This is a genomic window from Stakelama flava, assembly GCF_019351405.1.
Classification (GTDB): Bacteria; Pseudomonadota; Alphaproteobacteria; order Sphingomonadales; family Sphingomonadaceae; genus Sphingomonas; species Sphingomonas flava_A.
Genome location: NZ_JAHWZX010000003.1, coordinates 275,905 through 296,191, shown reverse-complemented (window position 1 = coordinate 296,191; position 20,287 = coordinate 275,905). Strand labels below are relative to the sequence as shown.

The following is a 20,287-nucleotide window of genomic DNA, read 5'->3' as shown; positions in this document are numbered from 1 at the left end:
TTTGCATTCGCACCCTATCCGACAGCATCGTCGGAATTGTCCAGCCTTACCGCGCTTTTTGTAGGCGCTCACCGCTATTGCCGCGCAGATAACCCGTTTTCATGATAGGCGATCGCGTTATGGACGCCCAAACGCATCGCGACGGGCATAGATTTGCAGTTTACTGAGGAACGGAATGACTAAGACGGCACTGATTACGGGAGTTACCGGGCAGGATGGTGCCTATCTGGCGCAATTGCTGCTGGACAAGGGGTATCGCGTTCACGGCCTGAAACGCCGTTCATCCTCGTTCAACACGGGGCGGATCGAGAATATCTATGAAGACCCCCATGTCGATGATCCTCGCTTCTCGCTGCATTATGGCGACATGACCGACAGCACCAACCTGATCCGTCTGGTGCAGGAAACCCAGCCCGACGAAATCTACAATCTCGCCGCGCAAAGCCATGTGCAGGTGAGTTTCGAAACCCCCGAATATACCGCCAACGCCGACGGCATCGGCACGCTCAGGCTGCTGGAGGCAATGCGCATCCTCGGTATGGAGAAGACCACGCGTTTCTATCAGGCCTCGACATCCGAACTTTATGGATTGGTACAAGAGGTTCCGCAGAAGGAAACTACTCCCTTCTATCCACGCAGCCCCTATGCCGCCGCCAAGCTCTATGCCTATTGGATCGTAGTCAATTATCGCGAAGCCTATGGCATGCATGCGTCGAACGGCATTCTGTTCAACCATGAAAGTCCGCTGCGCGGAGAAACCTTCGTCACGCGCAAGATCACCCGCGCCGCAGCTGCGATCGCATTGGGACGTCAGGACATGTTGTACCTTGGCAATCTCGATGCCCGGCGCGACTGGGGTCATGCGCGTGAATATGTGCGCGGCATGTGGCTGATGCTGCAGGCCGACGAGCCCGATGATTATGTCCTCGCCACCGGCGAAACGACGCCAGTACGCACCTTCGTCGAATGGGCGTTCGAAGACGCTGGCATTCCGCTACGCTGGGAAGGCGAAGGCGTTGATGAAAAGGGCTATTGCCGCGAAACCGGTAAACTGCTGGTGGCAGTCGATCCGCGCTATTTCCGCCCGACCGAAGTCGAACTGCTGATCGGTGACCCGACAAAGGCGCAGGAAAAGCTGGGCTGGAAGTACGAAACGTCGCCCCGCGACCTCGCACGCGAAATGGTTCAGGCGGACCTCGAAACGATGCGCACTGCGCCGATCGGCAAGGGGGCCTGATGTTTACGTTGTCGGGAAAACGCATCTGGGTTGCCGGGCACCGGGGAATGGTGGGCTCGGCAATCGTCCGACGCCTCGCACGCGAAGATTGCACCGTATTGACAGTGGACCGTTCCTCGCTCGATCTGCGCGACGGTGCGGCGGTTGCACGCTGGATCAGCGACAATTGCCCCGATGCGATAGTCCTGGCAGCGGCGAAAGTCGGCGGGATCTTGGCCAATGCCACCTATCCGGCAGATTTTCTGTACGATAATCTGTTGATTGAAACCGCGATCATCGGTGGTGCGCATAGCGCCGACGTCGATCGCCTGCTGTTTCTGGGATCGAGTTGCATTTATCCCAAATTCGCACCGCAGCCGATACCCGAGGATGCGCTGCTAACCGGCCCGCTGGAACCCACCAACGAATGGTATGCGATCGCCAAGATCGCCGGCATCAAGCTGGCCGAAGCGTTCCGCCGACAATATGGTCGCGACTATATCTCCGCCATGCCGACTAACCTTTACGGTCCGGGCGACAATTATGATCTGAACGGCAGTCACGTGTTGCCTGCACTGATCCGCAAGACACATGAGGCGAAGCTTGCCGGTGCGGATGCGATTACGCTCTGGGGCAGCGGAACGCCGCGGCGAGAATTCCTGCATGTCGACGATATGGCCGACGCTTCGGTGTTTCTCCTTCAGCGTTATTCAGACGCCCCTCATGTCAATGTCGGCTTTGGCAGCGACGTCACCATTTTCGAGGCGGCGCAGATGGTCTGCGAAGTGGTGGGCTTCGAAGGCGCGATCGAACTCGACCAGAGCAAACCCGACGGCACGCCGCGCAAGCTGATGGATTCGGCGCGTCTCAACGCTCTTGGATGGAAGCCATCGATATCGCTACGCGACGGACTGGCCGATGCCTATGCCGCATTTCTTGACGCCAGCGCTTCGGACACGCTGCGCGTGGCGAACGGCGCGCGGGCCTGAACCCGACGCGTCAGCTTGGCATCTCATAAAGATCCCCGTCGCGATCGAGGATTTTTAGGCCGCCGTAATAAATCTGGAAGAACGAGACAGCGCCGTTCAACGTTCCGCTGTATGGTATGAAATCGGTGCGGCGCAGGATGTAATCCGTACTGGGCACCGTCTGTCCGGGCACGAATCTGGCTGTCGGGATCGTCCAGAATGCCCCCGTTTGCGCATCCGCAAAAACGAATTGGTTTTCAAGATAGCGGTAAGGGACGCCCGGGATGACATACGCTCCCTCGCGCCGGCCTGTCCCATGCGCATATTCCGTCGCCGGTGGCATCAGGCCCGTCGCATCATTTCCGCGATAGGGCCGGGTCCCGTCGAACAGCGGCCAGCCATAATTCACGCCCGGCCGGTCATTCAGCACGAAATTCAACTCTTCGCGCGCTTCGCCATGATCGGCCACGAAGCCATCCCCGTTCAAATCAGAGGAATCCCTATATGGGCCTAAGCTGCCCTGCGCAGGATTGCGCAGGCCGAGCGCCCAGACTTCCGGAGCACCTCCCGATTGCGCAAAAGGATTGCCTGCGGGAATACCATAGTTCCGATCCGGATCGTCAGGGAAATCATCACGTCCCACGTCGATACGCAAGATTTTGCCCAGCAGCGACGACGGATCCTGCGCTACTGTTGCCGGGTTTCCCGCACTGCTGCCATCGCCAGTGCCAATATAAAGTACATCGTGATTAATTTGTTTATCCCTTAGTTGGATCCAGCCTCCATAGTTCACATTGCTTCCGCGATGGGGAATGCGCAGAAGTACGGTATTTAGCGAGCGATTGGAGGGATCTGCAAAAGGGCAATAGCGGCGGATCTCAATATCGCCGTCGAGGTTGGTCACGAAGAGGTAAAAGGGATGGCACGTTGTTGGTCGGCCATTGACGATCACCTGCGCGTACTCGCCTACGGCCGCGCCAAGCAGTCCGCCCTCACCTTCGGTCGATATGGTAGAAGAAATATCAAGTATCGTCTCCCGGGGGGCGGGGAACCCTGCGGGAGAATAAACTCTGGTAACCCGTCCATTACGTTCGAAAACAATGTCGTAGTCTCCGCGACCGTCACCGTCAGTGATAACCTGAACTGGTTCGGTAAAACCGGACGCCCGCAGCGTCGGTGGCGGTACGTCATTACCCATGGTGACGGTGACGTTCAGTTGCAGCGCGGTGGTGCCGGCCCCGTCGCTGGCGCCAATTGCAACCTCGTACACATTGTTCGCATCGGCATCGGTGGGATCGCGGAAATCGGGCGGAGAAATGAACCGTAACGCGCCATCGGACGCGATCTCAAACTGCGCTTCATCCGCGCCGCCGACCAGCGAATATGTTACTGCAGCGCCCTCAGGATCGGAAGCCGCGGCAGTATAAAAGACAGCGTTGCTGTTTTCGGCAATGCTGGCCGCGGAAGACGACGAAAATACCGGCGCAGCGTTGGTTGGGGTCGGGGTTGGGGACGGAACCACCACGCCACCATCATCATTGCCGCCGCTGCACGCAGTCGTTGCCAGCAGAAAGCCCATTGCAATTTTGCTGCGCATCATTCGGTCTCCTTCAGAACTCGATTATGCCGGGGCCACGAAATACTGAACAATTCGGCCAATCTTTTATCGAGTGAATACCCGGTTTTTGCTTTGGTACAAAATTCTTAGAGGCTGTTTGGAAAATCGGCGAACGGGGTTGCGCAAAGGGCGGCGTTTGGCTGTGATTGGGCGCATGCTGCCCATCCATTTCGGGGCATGGCAGACGGTCTATGGCTGGTTCCGGGAACTGGCGCGCCGGTTCCTGTTCCAGACAATCCACGACATCCAACTGATGCTCGATCGCGAGCCCCGGGGGCGGGAAGCCGGTCCGAGCGCTGCAGTTATCGATGGTCAGTCGGTCAAGGCGCCATCGGCAGAAAAGCGCGGGTTTGACGCAGTAAAGAAGATTGCCGGCCGCAAGCGACACATCGTCGTCGATACCGATGGGCGGCTACTGATGATCAACCTGACGCCTGCAGACATCTCGGACAGCGCTCGCGCCCAGACCATCCTCGATGGCAGCGCGTGCCTGCATAGGTCAGCGCATCGAAATGAGCTCATCATGCCCGCCGCCGCGACAAGGTGGCGGACCAGGGCCGAGCCGATAAACCCGGCCCCTCCTGTAACCAGAATCCGTGCCATACGGCCCTTTCACGCTGCGCGTAAGCATCGCCCTCAGGCACCGAACAATCCTTGTTTGAGCAACCGCTGGAAATCATGTCAGTCAGAAATTAGCAGAATATAGATTTCGCTATTCAACATCTGATGCGTCACCCGATAACGATGCCCGGTCAGGACGGCCGTAATCCTAGCCGATTATCGTCGTCGACCACCATAAGCGCATCGTTCCACTGCCAGAGCACGAGGTTGCGCGCATCTGCTGCCGCACCTCGCGCAAAGCTGGAAACGAGAATACCCGCAAACCCTTTGGCGACCGCTTTCTCAGCCAGTTCCTGCGTCGGAACCGACGCGCGCGCAAGCATATGATCTCGCCAGCAGGAATCGGCCAAGGCTGCGAGCGTCATCGCGAATAGTTCGAGCGCATCGGGATCACATCCGTTGAGAAGCGGGCCGATATCTGCCCGATACGCAACCAGCGTTGTCGGCTGCAGCGTGCCGACCTGATTTGCCTCACGCAGCGCGGTATCCGCATCGAGCGACGTATACAGCGCTGGCCGCCCGATCCGGTTGAAGCGACCGCCGAAGCGCGCGGCGCCCTCGCCCGACAGCGGCTCACGCGCATAAACCGGGTTCAGGGCCCGATATAGCAGCCCCGTAAAGCGCATGGATCAGGCGTAAACCCCGGCATCGATCGCATCGATATAGGTCAGCACATCATCGGCTCGGTTGGCCTGAACGAGCTGCATGGCTGTCTGTCCCGAGAAACCGGGGAGCGGTTCCGACCGATACCAGGCATAGGCAAGCAGTGCCGAACCGAAGCGCGGCTCCACCTTGTTCAGCACCTCGGCCATTTGACGCAGGCGGCGCTGCGTCCGATCCGAGGCGATTCGGTCCTTGCGCTGGATCGCGTCTTTGCCGAGCCCGAGCGAGCGCGCCAGCTCGTCGCTGGTGGTGCGTAGTGCGGCCGTCATCTTGCGCGGTGCGAACAGGCCCTGCTCTGCATATGTGGATACCGTCATTGCCCGAACTCCATCATTAATGACGGTATATAGCGTCAATATGTACGGTTTTCAACCGATTTTATGTGGCTGTTGGCTTGTTCCGCCCCCTTCCTGAACATGCTGAACCCGCTCCATGCGCGCGATCGTTCGATAGACCGTCGGTCGCGAAACCGAAAACAGTTCGCCCAATTCTCTGATAGAATGCTCGCCGGCCTGATGAAGGTCGTAGAGGTGACGTTGCTGACGGACCGTCAGTTTCGGAGGCTTGCCTTTCAGCTTTCCCTTTGCCTTCGCGATCTTCATTCCTTCCCGCGTCCGCATCCCGATCAGGTCGGCTTCGAATTCCGCGAAGGTGGCGAGGATGTTGAAGAACATCTTGCCCATAGGATCGCCGGGGTCGTGAATCTGTCGGCCAAGCGCAAGACTGACGCCCCGCTCCTCCAGCTCAGCCGCAATCGCGCGAGCGTCAGGGACCGACCTTGCCAATCGGTCGAGTTTTGGGTGTCACCAGTGTGTCGCCAGCGCGAACGGCAGCGAGGGCTTGCGCGAGACTTGGCCGGTCGCGACGAGTGCCGGTCAGCAAGGCTGGCTCGGCAGCATCGGCGTTGACGCAGAATGGCCGGTGATGGGACTTCCCCGCCGCATCGGGGTGGACAACGCAGCCGAATTTCATTCCGAAGTGCTGGAGCGAGGATGCGCACAGCACGACATTGCCATCCAATAGCAGCCGCTCGGACGACCGCAGGTCGGCGGCGTCGTGGAACGAGTGATCGGGACGTTGATGGACTGGTTCATGCCCTCCTTAGCACCAGCTTTTCCAACGTGCTGCAGCGCGAGCATTATGACAGCGACAAGGCTTCGTGCCTCACGCTCGCAGAGCCGGGCGCTGGCTGGCCGTCGCTATTGCCAAATTCTATCATATGCGTCCGCATGCCGGCTTGGACGGTCAGACGCCACTGCACCGCCCTCACAGCAGGGCATGCTTGCGCTTGCCACGGAAGGCAGGACGCTTCCGACACCGCATAATCCACGCAGCTTTCTGTTCGATTTTCTTCCGATGGTTCGGCGGACATTACGGCGTAATGGCATTGTGATCCGTTGCGACCCAAAATTCGTCCAGAAAATATCGCAAGGCATATTGGGACGCGAGTAATTCGTGGACACTATTTATAGACGGGTGACCTGCAATTTTGACGCTCGCTCCCGGTTCGTCCATAAACCGAACGGATTATGGACGGAGACCATGAATGCCCGACATGCTTGGCTATGCCCGGGTATCGACCCGCGATCAGGATCTGGAAGCGCAGCGGCGGCGGCTTGTGCAGGAGGGCGGAGCGATCCGGGTGTTTGAGGACACCATCTCCGGCAAACGCTTCGACCGGCCCGGGCTGGCAGGGTTGCTCGAATTCAGCCGGGCGGGGGATACGATTTGCGTCGTTCGGCTCGATCGCCTCGGCCGCTCGCTCAAGGAGTTGCTCGAGACGATCGACCTGTTCAAATCGCGCGGTCTGGGGTTTCGGTCGCTTGAGGAGGGGCTCGATACCGGATCGGCGGCGGGCGAGCTGGTTTTCCATGTCTTCGGTGCGATTGCACATTTTGAGCGTCGCCTGATCGTCGAGCGCACACAGGACGGCATCGCGGCGGCACGCGCCCGTGGCAAGGTCCCGGGACGGCCGCCACTGGACGCAGAAACCCGCGCATCAGCGCTCAAGCTGGTCGAAGCAGGCGTTCGTCCGGCGCAAGTGGCGAAGCAACTCGGGCTGGGCCGCTCCACCGTCTACCGCGAACTGGCGCGTATGCGGGGAATGTGCGGTGGTTGAGGTGGCCCGCCCCGTGTTTCTTCAGCGATGAACAAAGGTTGAGGCCACACGCGATGGGAGGCCGAATATATCAAGCCTCAACCGTCGCGCTCTATACCGATAGCCGCGCCAGCCTGACCGAGGCGTGGCCTGCTGCCAGTTTATGGACACCGAGATAAGGTGTTTTCACCTATCGGAGGTCATCAATGCAAAGAAGGAAGTTCGCTCGCGAGTTCAAGCTTGAGGCGGTGCGATTGGTCCGGGAGCGCAGCGTAACGATCGCCCAGGCAACCCGGGACCTGGATTTACACGAGAACGTGCTGCACAAATGGGTGAAGGAGTTCGCTGCCGATCCGGGGCATGCCTTTCCCGGTCACGTCCCGTTTTTACCGCGCACAGGCGGGCCAAACCCGCGACCGTTTTTAGAATATTCCTCTCCTCCTTGAGGATACGGTTCTCCCGGCGAAGCTACTCTTCTCGCGTGCCAGATCGGTATCGGCGCTGGCGGGCAAATCCCTCCTGCGATATAAACTCACCCAGCGGGTCAACGTCGACAGTCCAATGCCCAAATCGTCCGCAACACGCCGACTGACCCGCGCCGCCGCATCGGCGAAGACCATCGTCACCACCTGATCGAGGACGGCCGCAGCCGCTTCCTTGGGGGCAGCGTTTCAGCAGCTCTCTATCCAGATTTCCGTGTCCGCGCCGCGGCCCCTCAAGGCCCTCTGCTTGGCGGTCGACTTCCCCCGTGATAATATTGCCCCGCGCTGCGCAAACGGCAGCGCCGGGACTGGTAATCCCGCCAGTGAAGAACTCGGATGCCCCTCGGGGCTCCGGGGTGCCGTCGTGCATGTCCAGGCCTTCGGGCTAAAGATGGCGGCGCATGTCACTGGCATGTTACCAGCTCCGGCGGCTCCCGCGCCCAGCGCGCGGGAGTTCGGACCTGCCGTCTCCCGCTTGCCAAGCGATGGAGGCGATCATGGACGACACGCTCTACGACGATATTTACGCCCGCGAAGTGGTGATGGCCCGGGTCGGCCATCTCATCCGGCGCAAGCAGCAAGAGATCGAGAAGATCACCCGCATCATCCGCGCCGCCTTCACCGGCACCGGCGCGCTCGCGCCCGAGCCGGCGAGGATCATCCGGATCGTGCTGATCGGGCCCTATGCGCGGCGCAGCTGGATCGAGGACCGCGACACGCTCGATCACGCCGATTACGAGTTCTGGATCGTCGTCAACCACCCGCTGTTCACCGACACAGCGCTGTGGGAGCCGGTCGAGGCGTTCATCGCGCGCGAAGTCGGTCGCCGCTGCGCGGTCTCGCTGACGGTCTATTCTCGCCAGGATATCCGCACCGCCAGGGCGACGCGCGACACCTACATCCTCGATCGCCTCGAAGCCGGCATCACCCTCTACCGCGCCAAGCGCGACGCGCCGCTCGGCCGCCGCGAACGTGCCATGTGGCAGCGCCGGGCAACACGCCGTGGATGACGATCTCAACCGGCGCTACAATAACGCCCTCGACCTGCTGCCGCCCCTTACGCGCGCGGTGTTCCTGCTCTCCCGCGTCGATGACCTGGCTTATGCAGATATCGCTTGGCGCTGCGGCATCGATACTGCCGAGGTTCAGCTGCGCCTCGCCGACGCTCTGTTCGGCATCGGCCGCGCGCTCAACGGCCATGTCACGATCGCCATGCGGGTGCGCGGAGAGTTGCTGATCTGGCGTGCCGCCTGTGCCCGATATCGCCTGCGCCGTCGCCACTGGCGGCTCGGCCGCTGCTACCGCGAAGCCCAAGCCAGATTGTACCCGCGAGACACATGGCACCGGTGGTTCGCCAATAAGATCAAGAGCTTGATACGCTAACGGCACCATGAGTCTCCCCACCAGTGCCGTCTGCCTCCCTAAATTTCGACGTGCAGACAAGGGGTTAACCCATAGGGGGAGCCACTCCTTTTATCTTGCCTTACGCTTCATCATGGGTAACCGTCCGATGTTCGCATTGTTCACTCCTGCTGGTGTGGTCATGTCGCGTCCTTTTCTGGACGCGAGGTGGGTGGATGCGGCGGCGAATTTTCGACAAGCGGTTCAGAACGATTGAGAGGTGGGGACAGGGCCCCCCTATAATTTTTAAGGCGTTATTTATTATGGTGGCCGAACCTTTACACCATGCAAAGATTGCGCGGGGATTGTTGGACTGATTGACAACAGCGCGTCATGTTGGCATATACTCCACCATGAAGGCGAGCCTGCTGCTTCACGAACGTCACCAGCTCGCGGTCGATGCGTTTGTCGAGATGCGAATATGGCGGGTGCCCGAGCCGGTGCGGGGATCAGGCCATGATCTCAAATACGCCCTCGCCTATGTCGTCGCCGGCGTCTGCGTGCTGCGCTACGACAACGAGGCCGGCAAGGGCGATCACCGGCACCTGGGCACGATCGAGACGGATTATACCTTCTCGACCCCAGAGAGGTTGCTGGCGGACTTCTGGAACGATGTGGACCAATGGAGGCCTGAATGACCACGGTGACGCTTTCCGTCGCCTCACGCGACGATCTGACCGCTCGCGCGCTGGCTGCTTTCGACGGCAAGGACCAGGGCGCGCATATCTCGTTCGCCTCGGCCGAGCTGCTCTGGCAGACGCTCACCCGCAAGCGCTGGGAACTGCTGCATGCGATGACGGGGCAAGACGCCATGTCGATCCGCGAGGCCGCGCGCCGCGTCGGCCGCGACGTGAAGGCGGTGCATGGCGACGTTCAGGCGCTGATCCAGGCTGGGGTGATTGATCGCACCGACGATGGCATCGTCTTCCCCTATGATGCCGTCCATGTCGATTTCATGCTCAAAGCGGCATGATCGGGGCTGGCAGATTTTGCACCGTGCAAAATCCGCCACGCTTTCGGCGTCTATCGAAACAGCGGTGCGATGCGGGCGATTTCGATGACGAGCAGTTCAATCGCGACGATCCCGATCACCCATCGCTGTATCCGGATCAGGCGCCGCATCCTAGCGTTCACCGTCTGAATGCCGCCCGTGATGGCGCGGGCCAACCTCACCCCACCCCCGCGATATCCCGTGCCGATGCCGCGTCGGAGTGGGATCGCGCGGTTGCTTCGGCTTACCGCGCGTGCGTAGAGCCGCTCGCATGGTTCGAAACCTCAGAAAATTCCTCTTTCGCTATTTCGGTATCATCGGGCTGGTGATCGCGGCGGCGTGTTTCGCTGCACCATTCTTCTTCGCCAGCATGACGCCCGATGACGCCCGCACCCTGTGGTCGCTGGGCGGAACCGTGGGCGGGGTGAGCCTGGTGCTGATGATCGCTAGCTTCTTCGTGCGCGAACGCCGGCGCTGATCGCCATGACGCTGCCGATCGCCACGCTGGGCGCGCTCCTCGCCACTTCGGCCGCGTCGCAAAGCGTCGAGATCAAAAATCACGAACAGGTGGCGGAAAGCGATCTGTGCCATGTGCCCGGCAGGCCCGGCTATACCGGCATGGTCGAGCTTCGCCGCGACGATCGCACGCTGATGCGGCAGGTGGCATGCGTCGACGGGGAAAAGGACGGGCGCGACCGCCAGTTTCACCGCAACGGCACGCTCGCCATGGAACGCCACTGGAAAGCGGGTGCACTGAGCGGCCGCTATCGCAGCTGGTATCCCGACGGAACGCTCAAGGAAGCATGGACCTATGGCCCGCATGGGCTTGAGGGCGTTTATCGCGTCTATCATCCCAACGGACGCCCCGCGGCCATCGCCCATTGGCGCGACGGCAAGCGCGACGGCGACTATGCCGATTATGACAAGGCCGGGCACATGATCGAGCGCGGCCGGTATCGCGCGGGATATGCCGACGGCCCGGTGATCGAATATCTCCCCTCGGGAAAGGCGTTCAGCATCAAACGCTACGCCATGGGCAAACGGGTCGGCATACAGGCGCTGTGGAGCAAGACGAACGGACGGCTGCTGCGCCGTTTCGAATATTCGTCCGATGGCAAGTTCGTCGATGGCCGGGTGTGGAATGTCGACGGCACGCCCCGCCGCATCACCCGGCCGGTCACGATCCCCGGCTATGGCCGCGGGCTGAAGATGATCCGCTACGAAGGATGCCGGACCTATACCGTGCTTCAAAGCGGCACCGACGATCCGGCGCGATTGCCCGAAATCGGCTATTCGTTCACGCCGCATATCTACAAGCTGGAAACGGTGCGCAGCGGCGATGAAATCATCGAGCGGGTGGAGGCATATGACCATAAGCTGCTCGCCCCGGTGATCCGCAAGGACCGGCAATGCTGCGAGTGCCCGCAATAGCGCACGGAACGGTAGCGGCGGCGTGGGTGAAAACACGACGCTGCCTGCTCCGGCGTCAACCGGCGAGGCCGTCCTTCACGAAATGCAGCATCAATTCCGAGGCGAGCGCGGCGGGAACCCGCTCGGCGAGCAGCATATCGCTGAACGCGCTGTCTTCCCTGCCCATTGCCAAGCCCTCGATCGCCGCATTGTGGCGCGCGGACCGGTCCGCCTGCACCATTGCGCGCAATTCGTCATCGGTCAGCGGTGTGAAGTCCCTTTGGCGTATCCGTGCGCGATATGCTTCGACGCGGGGAAATTTCGTCATGACGACTGCCTTTCACACAACCGGGAATGACTTGGCGCGTCCGGGTGGGCCTGTTCCTCGACACTCTATATTCTCCGGCGATAGCGCCAGCCCAGCGCCGTCGGTTAACAATCGCCGCCGCAAGGCTTATCCCGCCATCTGCATTGCTATCCCAATTCGACCGAAGCTGTGTGGCAGCTGCCACATGATGATAGCTTTCCCTGCTCTGGGCGAAATCCTTCCGATGCCATGGCGGTGCCGACATTTCTGCCGGCACCGTCGTTCAGAACCGTACCCGGAAACCCGTGGAAATAGTTTCCTGCTGATCGTCACGGCCGATCTGAGCGGAAGCGGTGCTGAACAGGTCTACACCGCTCGTCAGGCGATAGGACAGACCGGCCGACGCCGTTCCCACAGCTCGGGCACGGCCGGCACCGAGTGCTTCGAGCGAAAAGGGACCGCCAGCATAGCTCGCCAGCGCATCGGTGCGGCGCCCATCAAACTGATAGCGCACGCCCAGAGCGACAAATGGCCGGAACGGCGAGGGCGAGGTATCGTTGCGCGCGACCATGATTCCGCCATCCACAAAACCGGCGGTGTGGCTGTCGCTCGCAACATCAAGAGCGAATGGACCGCCCGCCTCTGCTACGCTGCCGCGGTTCGTGCGCATGTAATTGACCCCAGCGCGTGCGTTAAGCGCCCATTCCTTCCCCATACCGATCGCATAATTACCCGACAGGTCGCTCACCCAGCTATGCAGGCCATAGCGTCCGGTCGCGCTAGTGCGGTCGGGCAGCGCGCGCGTCGTTCGGGCATCACCGCCATCATAGAGGATCGAGGCGGCAAGACCGAATCCGTTCGATGCATAACGGACGTGAATGCCTGCCACGAAACCGTCATTCTTCGTCCGCGTGCCCAGTGTGTCGATCATCTGACGTGTGTTGAGATATCCGCCGAACGCACCGACCGCGAACGTCGCATCGCCATAGCCGATGCCGCCGAGAAAGCCGTAGCCATGTGTCTGCGCCTTCGCGGTCCCCTGGACCTGATCGGCGCCAAGCGTATGCCATTGCCCAAGCGCTTGTCCGAAGATGAAGAGGCCGGGCGCATCGTTCTCCGTCGTAAAGGCGGGTCCGCGCGCAGCCCCCACAAGCGTCAGGGCATTGTCGATCCCCGCCTGCGTCGCCGTGGCGTAGGCCTCCGGCGTCAGCCGGGCAAACGCCTGCGGATCGGACGCACCGTTCTCGTCGACCAGCGCGGGAAGCGCGTCGAACAGGCTGCTTGTCGCCGACTGTACCTGAAGCGTCTCATTGGCATAGTCGATCGAGCGAGAGACTTGCGGCGAGAAACCGGCATCGCCGAGAAATTCGCCTAGTAACTGAATCCGGTCCGCTCGCTGAACGACAAAACCGAAAAGCGAGTCGGGCTTCATGATGGTGCTGTAGCTGCCCGTAATTCCATCAGTCGCCACGATCAGGTCATAAGAGGTACCGGGCTGTACCTCTCCGTTATTGACAAGCTGCAACGTCGCGCCCTGATCAATCGCCACCGATCCGTTTACCTGCAGCTGGTCGGCACCGACTGAATCGACTTCGAACAGCGAAACCGATCCGGAAGCCAGTTCGACATTGCCATTAACCGTCATCGTCGCAACGCTCGCACCAGGACTGAGCGTACCGGCAACCGCAATATCTCCGTTGACTGTTCCTGCCGAGCCGAAAGTAGCTTCCCGCTCAACCACGATCTGCCGGGCGGAAAGCGTCGACCCCGCCAGTCCTACGAACCGACCGCCGGACATGGCTAGCGTGCCAAGCAAAGCGTTGCCGGAAAGCGTTACAAACCCACCCGTCTGGGCGAAAGCCTCTATGTTTGTTACATTCGCGAAGGCAACCGGCGCGCTTGCGCTCCCGCCCGACACCGTGACGGTATCGCTTCCGGCACCGCCATCGACGCTGCCGTTAAAGCGACCTGCAATCGTCAGGCTGTCGTCGCGAGCGCCGAATGTGACCTGCTCAGCGCTGAGCACCGCTTCAAGTGCGACCGAAAGATCGGTACCCGCAGTCACACTCTGATAGGCGTGGGTGCCGGTAAATGTCAGAGTGCCCTCACCCGTGCTGGTGAGCAGTTCGAAATTGCTCAGCACACTGTCCGACAAAGCGCTGTCACCGGCAAGTTCCAGCGTGATGCTGTCGGTGCCCGCACCGCCTGAAACGGTGCCGTCCAGCACCGATCCGGCGGCGAGAACGAATGCGTCGTCTCCCCCGCCCAGGTCGATCACTCCAGCGAGGGCACCACCATCGGCGACCGTAATTTGTTGCGCATCATCGCCGAAGCCAATCTGCGCGCCCACGCTGCCCAACGTGCCGGTGACGGTGAGCGCATGTCCGGCGAGCACCACCTGTTCAAACCCGGTCGCCGTGCCGGTCAGCAGCACCGGCTCTTCGGCTGTGAAGCGCAAGGTATCGCTGCCTTCACCCCCATCATAGCTTCCCGCGCCCCGGACGCCCCCCAGCGCCAAATCGTCGTCGCCGCCACCGAGCCGGACGGTGGCGATATCGCCATCAACCGCCAGCGTTTCTGCCGCATCGCTGCCCGTAACCCGGCCCACGCTCCATTCGTCGAGCGAAAGGTTCAATCCCGTACCGGAGAGCGAAATCTGGTCGAACCGCTGATCGAGCACCAGCGACAGCGTGCCGCGTCCCTCCACCGCCAGACGTTCGAAATTGGTGCGCTGACCGATGCCGCTACGATCGCCCGACAGGGGGACCTGATACAGGTCGATACCCGATCCGCCGTCCACGCTGCCTGCGCTGCTGCCGGCATAATCGACAAAAACATCGTCGCCGCTGCCGAGGGACACCGGGCCGAGGATCGCACCGCGATTGTCGATGCGATCGGCACCGCCGCCCAGCGCCACGCCGCCCATGATCGTTCCGCGATTGTCGAGCGTTTCGGCCCCATCGCTGCCGGTTATCGTGGTATCGCCCGCGCTGGCCAGAGTTTCACCCGCCGCTACGCTGATCGTACCTCCCGAGAGACCGATGGTGTCGAAAGTGAAGTCGCCGGAATATTCGACATCGCCCTCACCGATCTGCGAAAAGCGGTCGAAATTGACGAACTGGTCGCCATTGACCGCGCCCCCGCCGGTGGCGTCGATGATCAGACTGTCATCGCCCGAGCCGCCGTCGACAGTGCCGGTCAACAACGCGCTTGCAAGCTGAACGAAGCTGTCGTCGCCTTCGCCCAGAAATACATCGCCTTCGATGCTGCCATAATTTTCCACGCGGTCATCGCCCGCGCCCAACGCCACCGAGCCGATGATGGATCCGGTATTGACGACCCGGTCGTCCGCCGAACCTATGGTCTGGATCGCGCTGGCAAGATAGGGCGTGCCGATCGTATAGGCAAGTTGATCGTTCCCGGAAAGCTGGGTGTCCCCGCCACCGCGAATGGTTCCTGAGTTGGTAAGGTCGAGTGCTGTGCCCTGCGCCAGTATCGCCACAGAGCGTTCGCCCGTCGCCTCGATCGTGCCGCTATTTGCCACCGTCGCGGTGGTCGTACCGTCAGGTGCGCTGAGCGCTAGGCCGACAGCCGGGTCGGTGTAGCGAAATGTCTGGCTGCCCCAATCGAATACCGTCTCTCGGCCACCGCCATTGGCGCTGATCGTGCCGCTATTGGTTACCTCGATTCCCGCCGCGCCAGGTTCGCCCGCATAGCCGTCAACCGCAATCGATGCGCCGACACCGCCTGTTCCGGAAGCTTCGATCGTACCTGAATTGGTGAGCACCACACTGCCCGCGCTGTCGTTCGACAGATCAAGATTGATCGAAACCGCCGCCGTGTCGTTACTCGCGACACCAATCGAACCGCTATTAATCAGCGATGCCGTTACAAGACTGACCGTTTCCACCGGCTCGTAGGTTTGATTACGCATTGCGACAGATACGCCACCGCTGATGTCACCGCTGTTGGTTGCGGAAATCGTGCTTGCGCCATCTCCCCGGAGGCTGACAGCGACCTTCGATTCATCATTGCCGATCGTGCCGCTATTGCCGAACACGAGTGCATCACCAGTGTATATTCCTACTGCCTGACCGCTCAGAGCGGTACCGCCGACGGTACCGCTGTTGGTGAAGCGGCCCACCGTTCCAGAAAAGCCCCCGTCGATCATGCCCTGATTGGTGAACGCCGCGAGCAGTCCCGCACTTTCGGGTAACGCAGCGGCGAGGGCATAGGTTGAGGTCGTGACCGCGCCCGTAATGGAGGCAGTATTGATGATCTTGCCATTGCCCGACAGCATCAGGTCGTCCTCAAAGGGAAAATCCGCCTCCACTGTCACTTGCGTATCGACACCGATAGCGCTGACGCCTTCGCGTTCGAACCCTGTGATCTGCGTCACGCCCAGTGCAACGGTGGCATCCTCCCGCCGGGCATGGACCAGCATGTCGCTGCCATCGCCACCATCGATCATTCCGGTGACGCCCGTATCCTCACCGAACAGCACCAGCATGTCCTGCCCCGCGCCGAAGATCAGATTTCCCTTAAGGCTGCCGCCATCGGCGACATATCTTGTCGAAGTATAGGAATAGGCATACGCGGAGACATCGCCCATTATCGTGCCGCGGTTGACGATCGTGCCGCCGCTCGAAATGTCGATCGCGACCGCGCCGTTGATTTTGCCTGTCGTCTCGTTGACCAGTTGTGAATCATAACCGCTAAGAACGATGGCGGTGCCCAGGCGGCTTTCGATCGTACCACTATTGGATATCTGCGACTGCGATGCATATCCTCCCTGCACTGCCGTACCATCGGCGCGAATGATGCCGCTGTTGACCAATTCGCCAACCCCGGAAACGCCGACCGCGCCCGCCCCCGACGCTGTGATCGTGCCGCTGTTGACGACATTCTGCGCCACGTAGACCGCAATGCCGCCGCCCGACAGCGCAATTTCGCCCGCATTGGTGACGTTCGTTCCGCCAAAAATTCCGGCGGCGGGGTAATAGCCGCCTTCCTCGTTGCTGACGGCAATCGTGCCATTGTTGGTTATGTCCGCGTCATAGGCATAGATAGCGGCGAGACCGTAGTTGTAACTCTGTGACGTGGTGGCAAGCTGCAGCTTGCCATTGTTGATGATCGCGAGATCGCGCTCCGGTCCCGATGTTCCCTCGGCAAGCTGCGCCACGGTCGGGATGGATGCATCAATCAACTGCCGGTCGGTGGTTGAGACCGCACCATTCAGAATTACTGTGCCGTTGCCTGCAAGACCAATGGTGGTGGCAATCGGTTTGGACGCGGTTAGGGTAAGCGCGGCATCATTTGATAACTCATAGGCCAGCCCCTCGAACCCGCCAGTCAACGCAATCGCCGCATCGGCATCTGCATTCACCCGGTAGCGCAGCGTATCATAGCCATCACCTGCATCCACGCCACCGGTCGCACCGGCAAGGGGCCGTCCGGCATCGTCGCCAAGCGTGACAACCAGTTCGTCATCACCGCCGCCGAGCCGGATCGCACCGTTTACGGTGCCGCCTTCATCAACAAACAGACCCTCGTTCGAATCGTAACTGGACGGAAACGCGAGATCGACATCCCCGTTAATCGTGCCAGCATTTACGACCCGGGCGGATGAGCCGTTGACCGCAACGGCGGCGCCCGAGCCTGTAACAGTTCCCTGCTCGGTGTTGATCAGCGTACCGCCCAGCAACACTCCGGTATCGCCGCCTGAAATCGTGCCGCTGTTGGCCAACGTCCCGTTAAACAATGACAGACCAGTAGTTGCGCCCGCGATGGTGCCGCTGTTGGTCGATTCGATACCGGCCGAAAACAGCGTGGCTCCGATTCCGGCGGTCGAACGTATCATGCCGCTGTTGGTCAGCGTGCCATACGCGACCGCAGCAGCGGTATCGGAAGCGATGATCGTGCCGCTGTTATCAAGCAGCGAAGCTGCGCTGATGCCGCCGCCGCCCGTTGCTGTAACGGTTCCCCTGTTGTTGACCGTGTTCGGCGCATCGACGGCAAACAGGAATGAATCGTCCAGCGTCGCGGAAACCGATCCCTGATTGGTAAATGTCAGCCCGCCAAGGCCGTTAGATGTAATTGCCGCCCCGTTCGTCACCAGCGTTGCCCGGTTGATGACGGTTCCGCTACCCGAAAGCGAAAGGCCGCTGGCAGACGTGAATTCGGCAGCAATCGTCACAATTGCATTATTCGACAGGTCGAGCCCGAACCGTTCGAAATTGCCCGGTAGCACCGCCTGCGTGATTGTCGCATCGGCATCGATACCGATCGTGATCGTATCGATGCCGGCACCGCCATCAATCATCCCGGTGATCGATGCGATGCCGCCGGTGTCCGGATCGTAGAGCGCGAGCAGCGTGTCATCTCCCGCGCCCAACAGCAGATCGCCATCAATGATGCCGGTACGTGTATCGACGGTGCTCGACTGGTCCGCCGAGGCTGTCGATATCACGGATCCGTCAATCGTCCCGGCGTTGGTCAGCGACAGCGCACCGCTTGTACGTATCGCGATCGCGCTTCCCCCGATCGTTGCGCCTTCGCCATTCGACACGGTCAGATTGCCCGTTGCGCTAAGCGTCGCTGCAGTGCCGTCCGACAGGATCGCTCCGCGGTTCGTAACAGTGACTGTCGAGGTAGCCGCGATCGCGGCGCGCGACGTGCCATTGATCGTGCCTACATTGTCGACATAGGAAATCGCGCCGGCAACACCGCCGCTAATCAGACCGGTGCCTGCGTTGGAGAGAGAAACCGCGCCGAAGCCGGTATCATCCGCCAAGATTGCTTCGCCGTTCGTTCCGGTAATGGTGCCGGCATTCTGTATAAAAGCGCTGGCGCTGTTCGATGCGTCGGATGCGCGGCGGATCAGGATTGCTTGCGCACCGGTTACCGTCCCGCCTTCCTTCACCGAGATCGAAGCGTCGACAGAGGGATATACGGTTACGGTCGAGCCAGGGGCACAACTGCCGATGCTGGCGCCAGCATATGGATCGCACGGCTCTGTCCGTGCCGGACCCGTAGTTATGAAAATACCCGGTTGGCTCGCACCATTGACCGTGCCCGCTACGCTTATTGAGGTGCCCGGGGCCTGCGCAGTGATGGCGGCACCGGACGAACCTGCGTTTACCACGGCATCAGCGGCAACGGTGACCTGGGTATTGTAGGTGGTAATGGTCAGCCCGTCATTATCGGTACCGGTACAATTGGTCGTCCCGTTCTCGACTGTGGGGTCGGGCGCGCACTGCGCAGCGGCCGACCCACCCAATACCATACCCAGCGCGATCGCGCTCGTGCCCAGCGCATACGTCCGCAACCGCCGCCTGCGCAGCGCACTACCAATGTTCATTAATATTCCCCCGTTTGAACAGGTAAGCTAGATAGGCGCGACAAATAAGTCGAGAAAAATTAGAAATTTAGAGAATTACGAAATCGGGACCAGTCGATGGCTTGCGAAAAGAACCAAGAATCGAGCGGCAGGAAAGCCTGTTTGAAGCAACCTTTGTGATTTCATTGGCCAACATCACCGACCCTAAGCGCAAGCTTGTCATGAGCCACTTTCGCGACAATCTCTTAAGATAGCTCGGGAAAGCTTGTGTTGCACCGCCACCGGATGGGCAACCCTGCCCTTGCCGCCAAAAATACGCAGATAGCGTTCGATCTCAGCCACATCCCCGCTCGCCTTTTCGGGATTGCCGGGAAGCCTCACTGCCGGCTGGCAGTCGCGCTGGTCGCCTTGGTGACCAGCGATATCTGCACCAGCGCTTTGCTTCCGCCCGGATCGCAATTGCGAAAATCGCTGGTGAGGTTGCCCCGAAAGCCCATCCGTAACCGGCCGTGAAAATGACGATAAACGCGCTCAATCGTGTCAACGTCCATTCCGTCGGAAAAGATCAGCCGCTTTCGCGCGGGTTGCGACCATGCGGGCGCCACAATGCGGTTCTCCGTTCCCCAGCTCCGATCCGCGGCAATCAAAACGCTGATTGAATTTTGACCTATGCACCGCGAATCGACTTCCGAAAGTTGTTTGATGGCGCCGGTTCGGGTTCTGAACAGGGAACGATTTTAGGGGCGGACCATGGATGGACCACAAATAGCGCCGGCTTTAAAAACCCTATCTTTTACAATGCTGTATGAACCCAATTCGAGTCCTGTAAGCGCACCATTTCCGGTCGAAGACGGGTGCCGCTTTGGGCACATGCCGTTATCGCGCGCGCAGGGCGACGCAGCCGGCATTTGGATGGCAGATGGTCCTGGCATATCACACGGTGACCGATGCGGTCGGTGGCGGTGGCAATGAAAGCGGTGTTGTCGCTGCAGCGACTATTCCCCGGCCAAAGCACCCAAAGCACCTGGTCTGGCGAGCGTCATAACGCCTTGCGCGGCACGATCGCGCACGAACTTAACAGCCCGTTTCCCCTGATCGGCACCGGCGGCACGAGCGACCGGGTTTTTGGAACATGGTGATATCCTGCACTGCGTGGGATGGGACAGGCGTCGA

The 20,287-nt window shown here is 60.6% G+C and carries 18 protein-coding genes and 3 pseudogenes; 12 read left to right on the top strand and 9 right to left on the bottom strand.

Annotated elements, in window-relative coordinates:
• The first annotated feature begins 175 nt into the window (after positions 1 to 175).
• Together gmd and fcl are read left to right on the top strand one after the other, a co-directional pair.
• Positions 176 to 1,237, top strand: a complete 1,062-nt coding sequence (gene gmd / locus KY084_RS05145; protein WP_219237352.1) for a GDP-mannose 4,6-dehydratase — start codon at positions 176 to 178, stop codon at positions 1,235 to 1,237.
• Positions 1,237 to 2,205, top strand: a complete 969-nt coding sequence (fcl, locus tag KY084_RS05140; protein ID WP_281421880.1) for a GDP-L-fucose synthase — start codon at positions 1,237 to 1,239, stop codon at positions 2,203 to 2,205. The genes gmd and fcl overlap by 1 nt, the downstream gene beginning before the upstream one ends.
• 10 nt (positions 2,206 to 2,215) lie before the next feature.
• Here fcl and KY084_RS05135 read toward each other — a convergent pair whose 3' ends face one another.
• Positions 2,216 to 3,784: a PQQ-dependent sugar dehydrogenase gene (locus KY084_RS05135; RefSeq protein WP_219237351.1), complete on the bottom strand. Its 1,569-nt coding sequence runs from the start codon at positions 3,782 to 3,784 to the stop codon at positions 2,216 to 2,218.
• A 156-nt stretch (positions 3,785 to 3,940) separates the two neighbouring features.
• Here KY084_RS05135 and KY084_RS05130 point away from each other — a divergent pair.
• Positions 3,941 to 4,280, top strand: a pseudogene (locus KY084_RS05130) (transposase); the annotation flags it as partial.
• Between the two features lie 10 nt (positions 4,281 to 4,290).
• On the opposite strand, the pseudogene KY084_RS16760 reads toward KY084_RS05130, so the two are convergent.
• The 4 genes and pseudogenes from KY084_RS16760 to KY084_RS05115 form a co-directional block, all read right to left on the bottom strand.
• A pseudogene (locus tag KY084_RS16760) lies at positions 4,291 to 4,405 on the bottom strand (NAD-dependent epimerase/dehydratase family protein); the annotation flags it as partial.
• 149 nt (positions 4,406 to 4,554) lie between these two features.
• The gene (locus KY084_RS05125) at positions 4,555 to 5,049 is read right to left on the bottom strand and encodes an RES family NAD+ phosphorylase (protein WP_219237350.1); all 495 of its coding nucleotides are present in this window, start codon (positions 5,047 to 5,049) and stop codon (positions 4,555 to 4,557) included.
• Between the two features lie 3 nt (positions 5,050 to 5,052).
• On the bottom strand, positions 5,053 to 5,403 hold the full coding sequence (locus KY084_RS05120; RefSeq protein WP_219237349.1) for an antitoxin Xre/MbcA/ParS toxin-binding domain-containing protein: 351 nt from the start codon (positions 5,401 to 5,403) through the stop codon (positions 5,053 to 5,055).
• Between the two features lie 51 nt (positions 5,404 to 5,454).
• Positions 5,455 to 5,871, bottom strand: coding sequence for a recombinase family protein (locus KY084_RS05115; RefSeq protein ID WP_246586881.1), 417 nt, complete (start codon positions 5,869 to 5,871; stop codon positions 5,455 to 5,457).
• Positions 5,872 to 6,632: 761 nt separating this feature from the next.
• Between KY084_RS05115 and KY084_RS05110 the strand changes: the two genes are divergently transcribed.
• The 8 genes and pseudogenes from KY084_RS05110 to KY084_RS05075 all read left to right on the top strand — a co-directional run bounded on the left by KY084_RS05110 (position 6,633) and on the right by KY084_RS05075 (position 11,489).
• Entirely contained in the window at positions 6,633 to 7,205 is a 573-nt protein-coding gene (locus KY084_RS05110; RefSeq protein ID WP_219237348.1) for a recombinase family protein, read from the top strand.
• A 185-nt stretch (positions 7,206 to 7,390) separates the two neighbouring features.
• Positions 7,391 to 7,576 (top strand): annotated as a pseudogene (locus KY084_RS05105) (transposase); the annotation flags it as partial.
• 587 nt (positions 7,577 to 8,163) lie between these two features.
• Positions 8,164 to 8,676 carry a hypothetical protein gene (locus KY084_RS05100; RefSeq protein WP_246586880.1) on the top strand — a complete coding sequence of 171 codons (513 nt, stop codon included), beginning with the start codon at positions 8,164 to 8,166 and terminating at the stop codon, positions 8,674 to 8,676.
• Positions 8,669 to 9,049, top strand: a complete 381-nt coding sequence (locus KY084_RS05095; RefSeq protein ID WP_219237347.1) for a sigma factor-like helix-turn-helix DNA-binding protein — start codon at positions 8,669 to 8,671, stop codon at positions 9,047 to 9,049. The genes KY084_RS05100 and KY084_RS05095 overlap by 8 nt, the downstream gene beginning before the upstream one ends.
• Positions 9,050 to 9,420: 371 nt before the next feature.
• Positions 9,421 to 9,705: a toxin-antitoxin system TumE family protein gene (locus tag KY084_RS05090; RefSeq protein ID WP_219237346.1), complete on the top strand. Its 285-nt coding sequence runs from the start codon at positions 9,421 to 9,423 to the stop codon at positions 9,703 to 9,705.
• Positions 9,702 to 10,040 carry an HVO_A0114 family putative DNA-binding protein gene (locus KY084_RS05085; RefSeq protein ID WP_219237345.1) on the top strand — a complete coding sequence of 113 codons (339 nt, stop codon included), beginning with the start codon at positions 9,702 to 9,704 and terminating at the stop codon, positions 10,038 to 10,040. Before KY084_RS05090 ends, KY084_RS05085 begins: the two co-directional genes overlap by 4 nt.
• Positions 10,041 to 10,329: 289 nt before the next feature.
• Complete coding sequence (locus tag KY084_RS05080; protein ID WP_219237344.1) at positions 10,330 to 10,536, top strand: hypothetical protein; 207 nt, start codon at positions 10,330 to 10,332, stop codon at positions 10,534 to 10,536.
• 5 nt (positions 10,537 to 10,541) lie between these two features.
• The gene (locus KY084_RS05075; RefSeq protein WP_219237343.1) at positions 10,542 to 11,489 is read left to right on the top strand and encodes a toxin-antitoxin system YwqK family antitoxin; all 948 of its coding nucleotides are present in this window, start codon (positions 10,542 to 10,544) and stop codon (positions 11,487 to 11,489) included.
• Positions 11,490 to 11,544: 55 nt separating this feature from the next.
• On the opposite strand, the gene KY084_RS05070 is transcribed toward KY084_RS05075, so the two are convergent.
• The 4 genes from KY084_RS05070 to KY084_RS16670 all read right to left on the bottom strand — a co-directional run bounded on the left by KY084_RS05070 (position 11,545) and on the right by KY084_RS16670 (position 19,719).
• The gene (locus KY084_RS05070; RefSeq protein WP_219237342.1) at positions 11,545 to 11,796 is read right to left on the bottom strand and encodes a hypothetical protein; all 252 of its coding nucleotides are present in this window, start codon (positions 11,794 to 11,796) and stop codon (positions 11,545 to 11,547) included.
• Positions 11,797 to 12,058: 262 nt separating this feature from the next.
• On the bottom strand, positions 12,059 to 19,135 hold the full coding sequence (locus KY084_RS05065; protein WP_219237341.1) for an autotransporter outer membrane beta-barrel domain-containing protein: 7,077 nt from the start codon (positions 19,133 to 19,135) through the stop codon (positions 12,059 to 12,061).
• A gap of 198 nt (positions 19,136 to 19,333) precedes the next feature.
• The gene (locus KY084_RS16675) at positions 19,334 to 19,456 is read right to left on the bottom strand and encodes a hypothetical protein (RefSeq protein WP_343227954.1); all 123 of its coding nucleotides are present in this window, start codon (positions 19,454 to 19,456) and stop codon (positions 19,334 to 19,336) included.
• Positions 19,457 to 19,491: 35 nt separating this feature from the next.
• Positions 19,492 to 19,719, bottom strand: coding sequence for a hypothetical protein (locus KY084_RS16670; protein ID WP_219237340.1), 228 nt, complete (start codon positions 19,717 to 19,719; stop codon positions 19,492 to 19,494).
• Positions 19,720 to 20,082: 363 nt separating this feature from the next.
• Here KY084_RS16670 and KY084_RS05055 point away from each other — a divergent pair, with 363 nt between their 5' ends.
• A complete protein-coding gene (locus KY084_RS05055; RefSeq protein WP_219237339.1) occupies positions 20,083 to 20,253 on the top strand; it encodes a hypothetical protein in 171 nt (56 codons plus the stop codon).
• Positions 20,254 to 20,287: the final 34 nt, after the last annotated feature.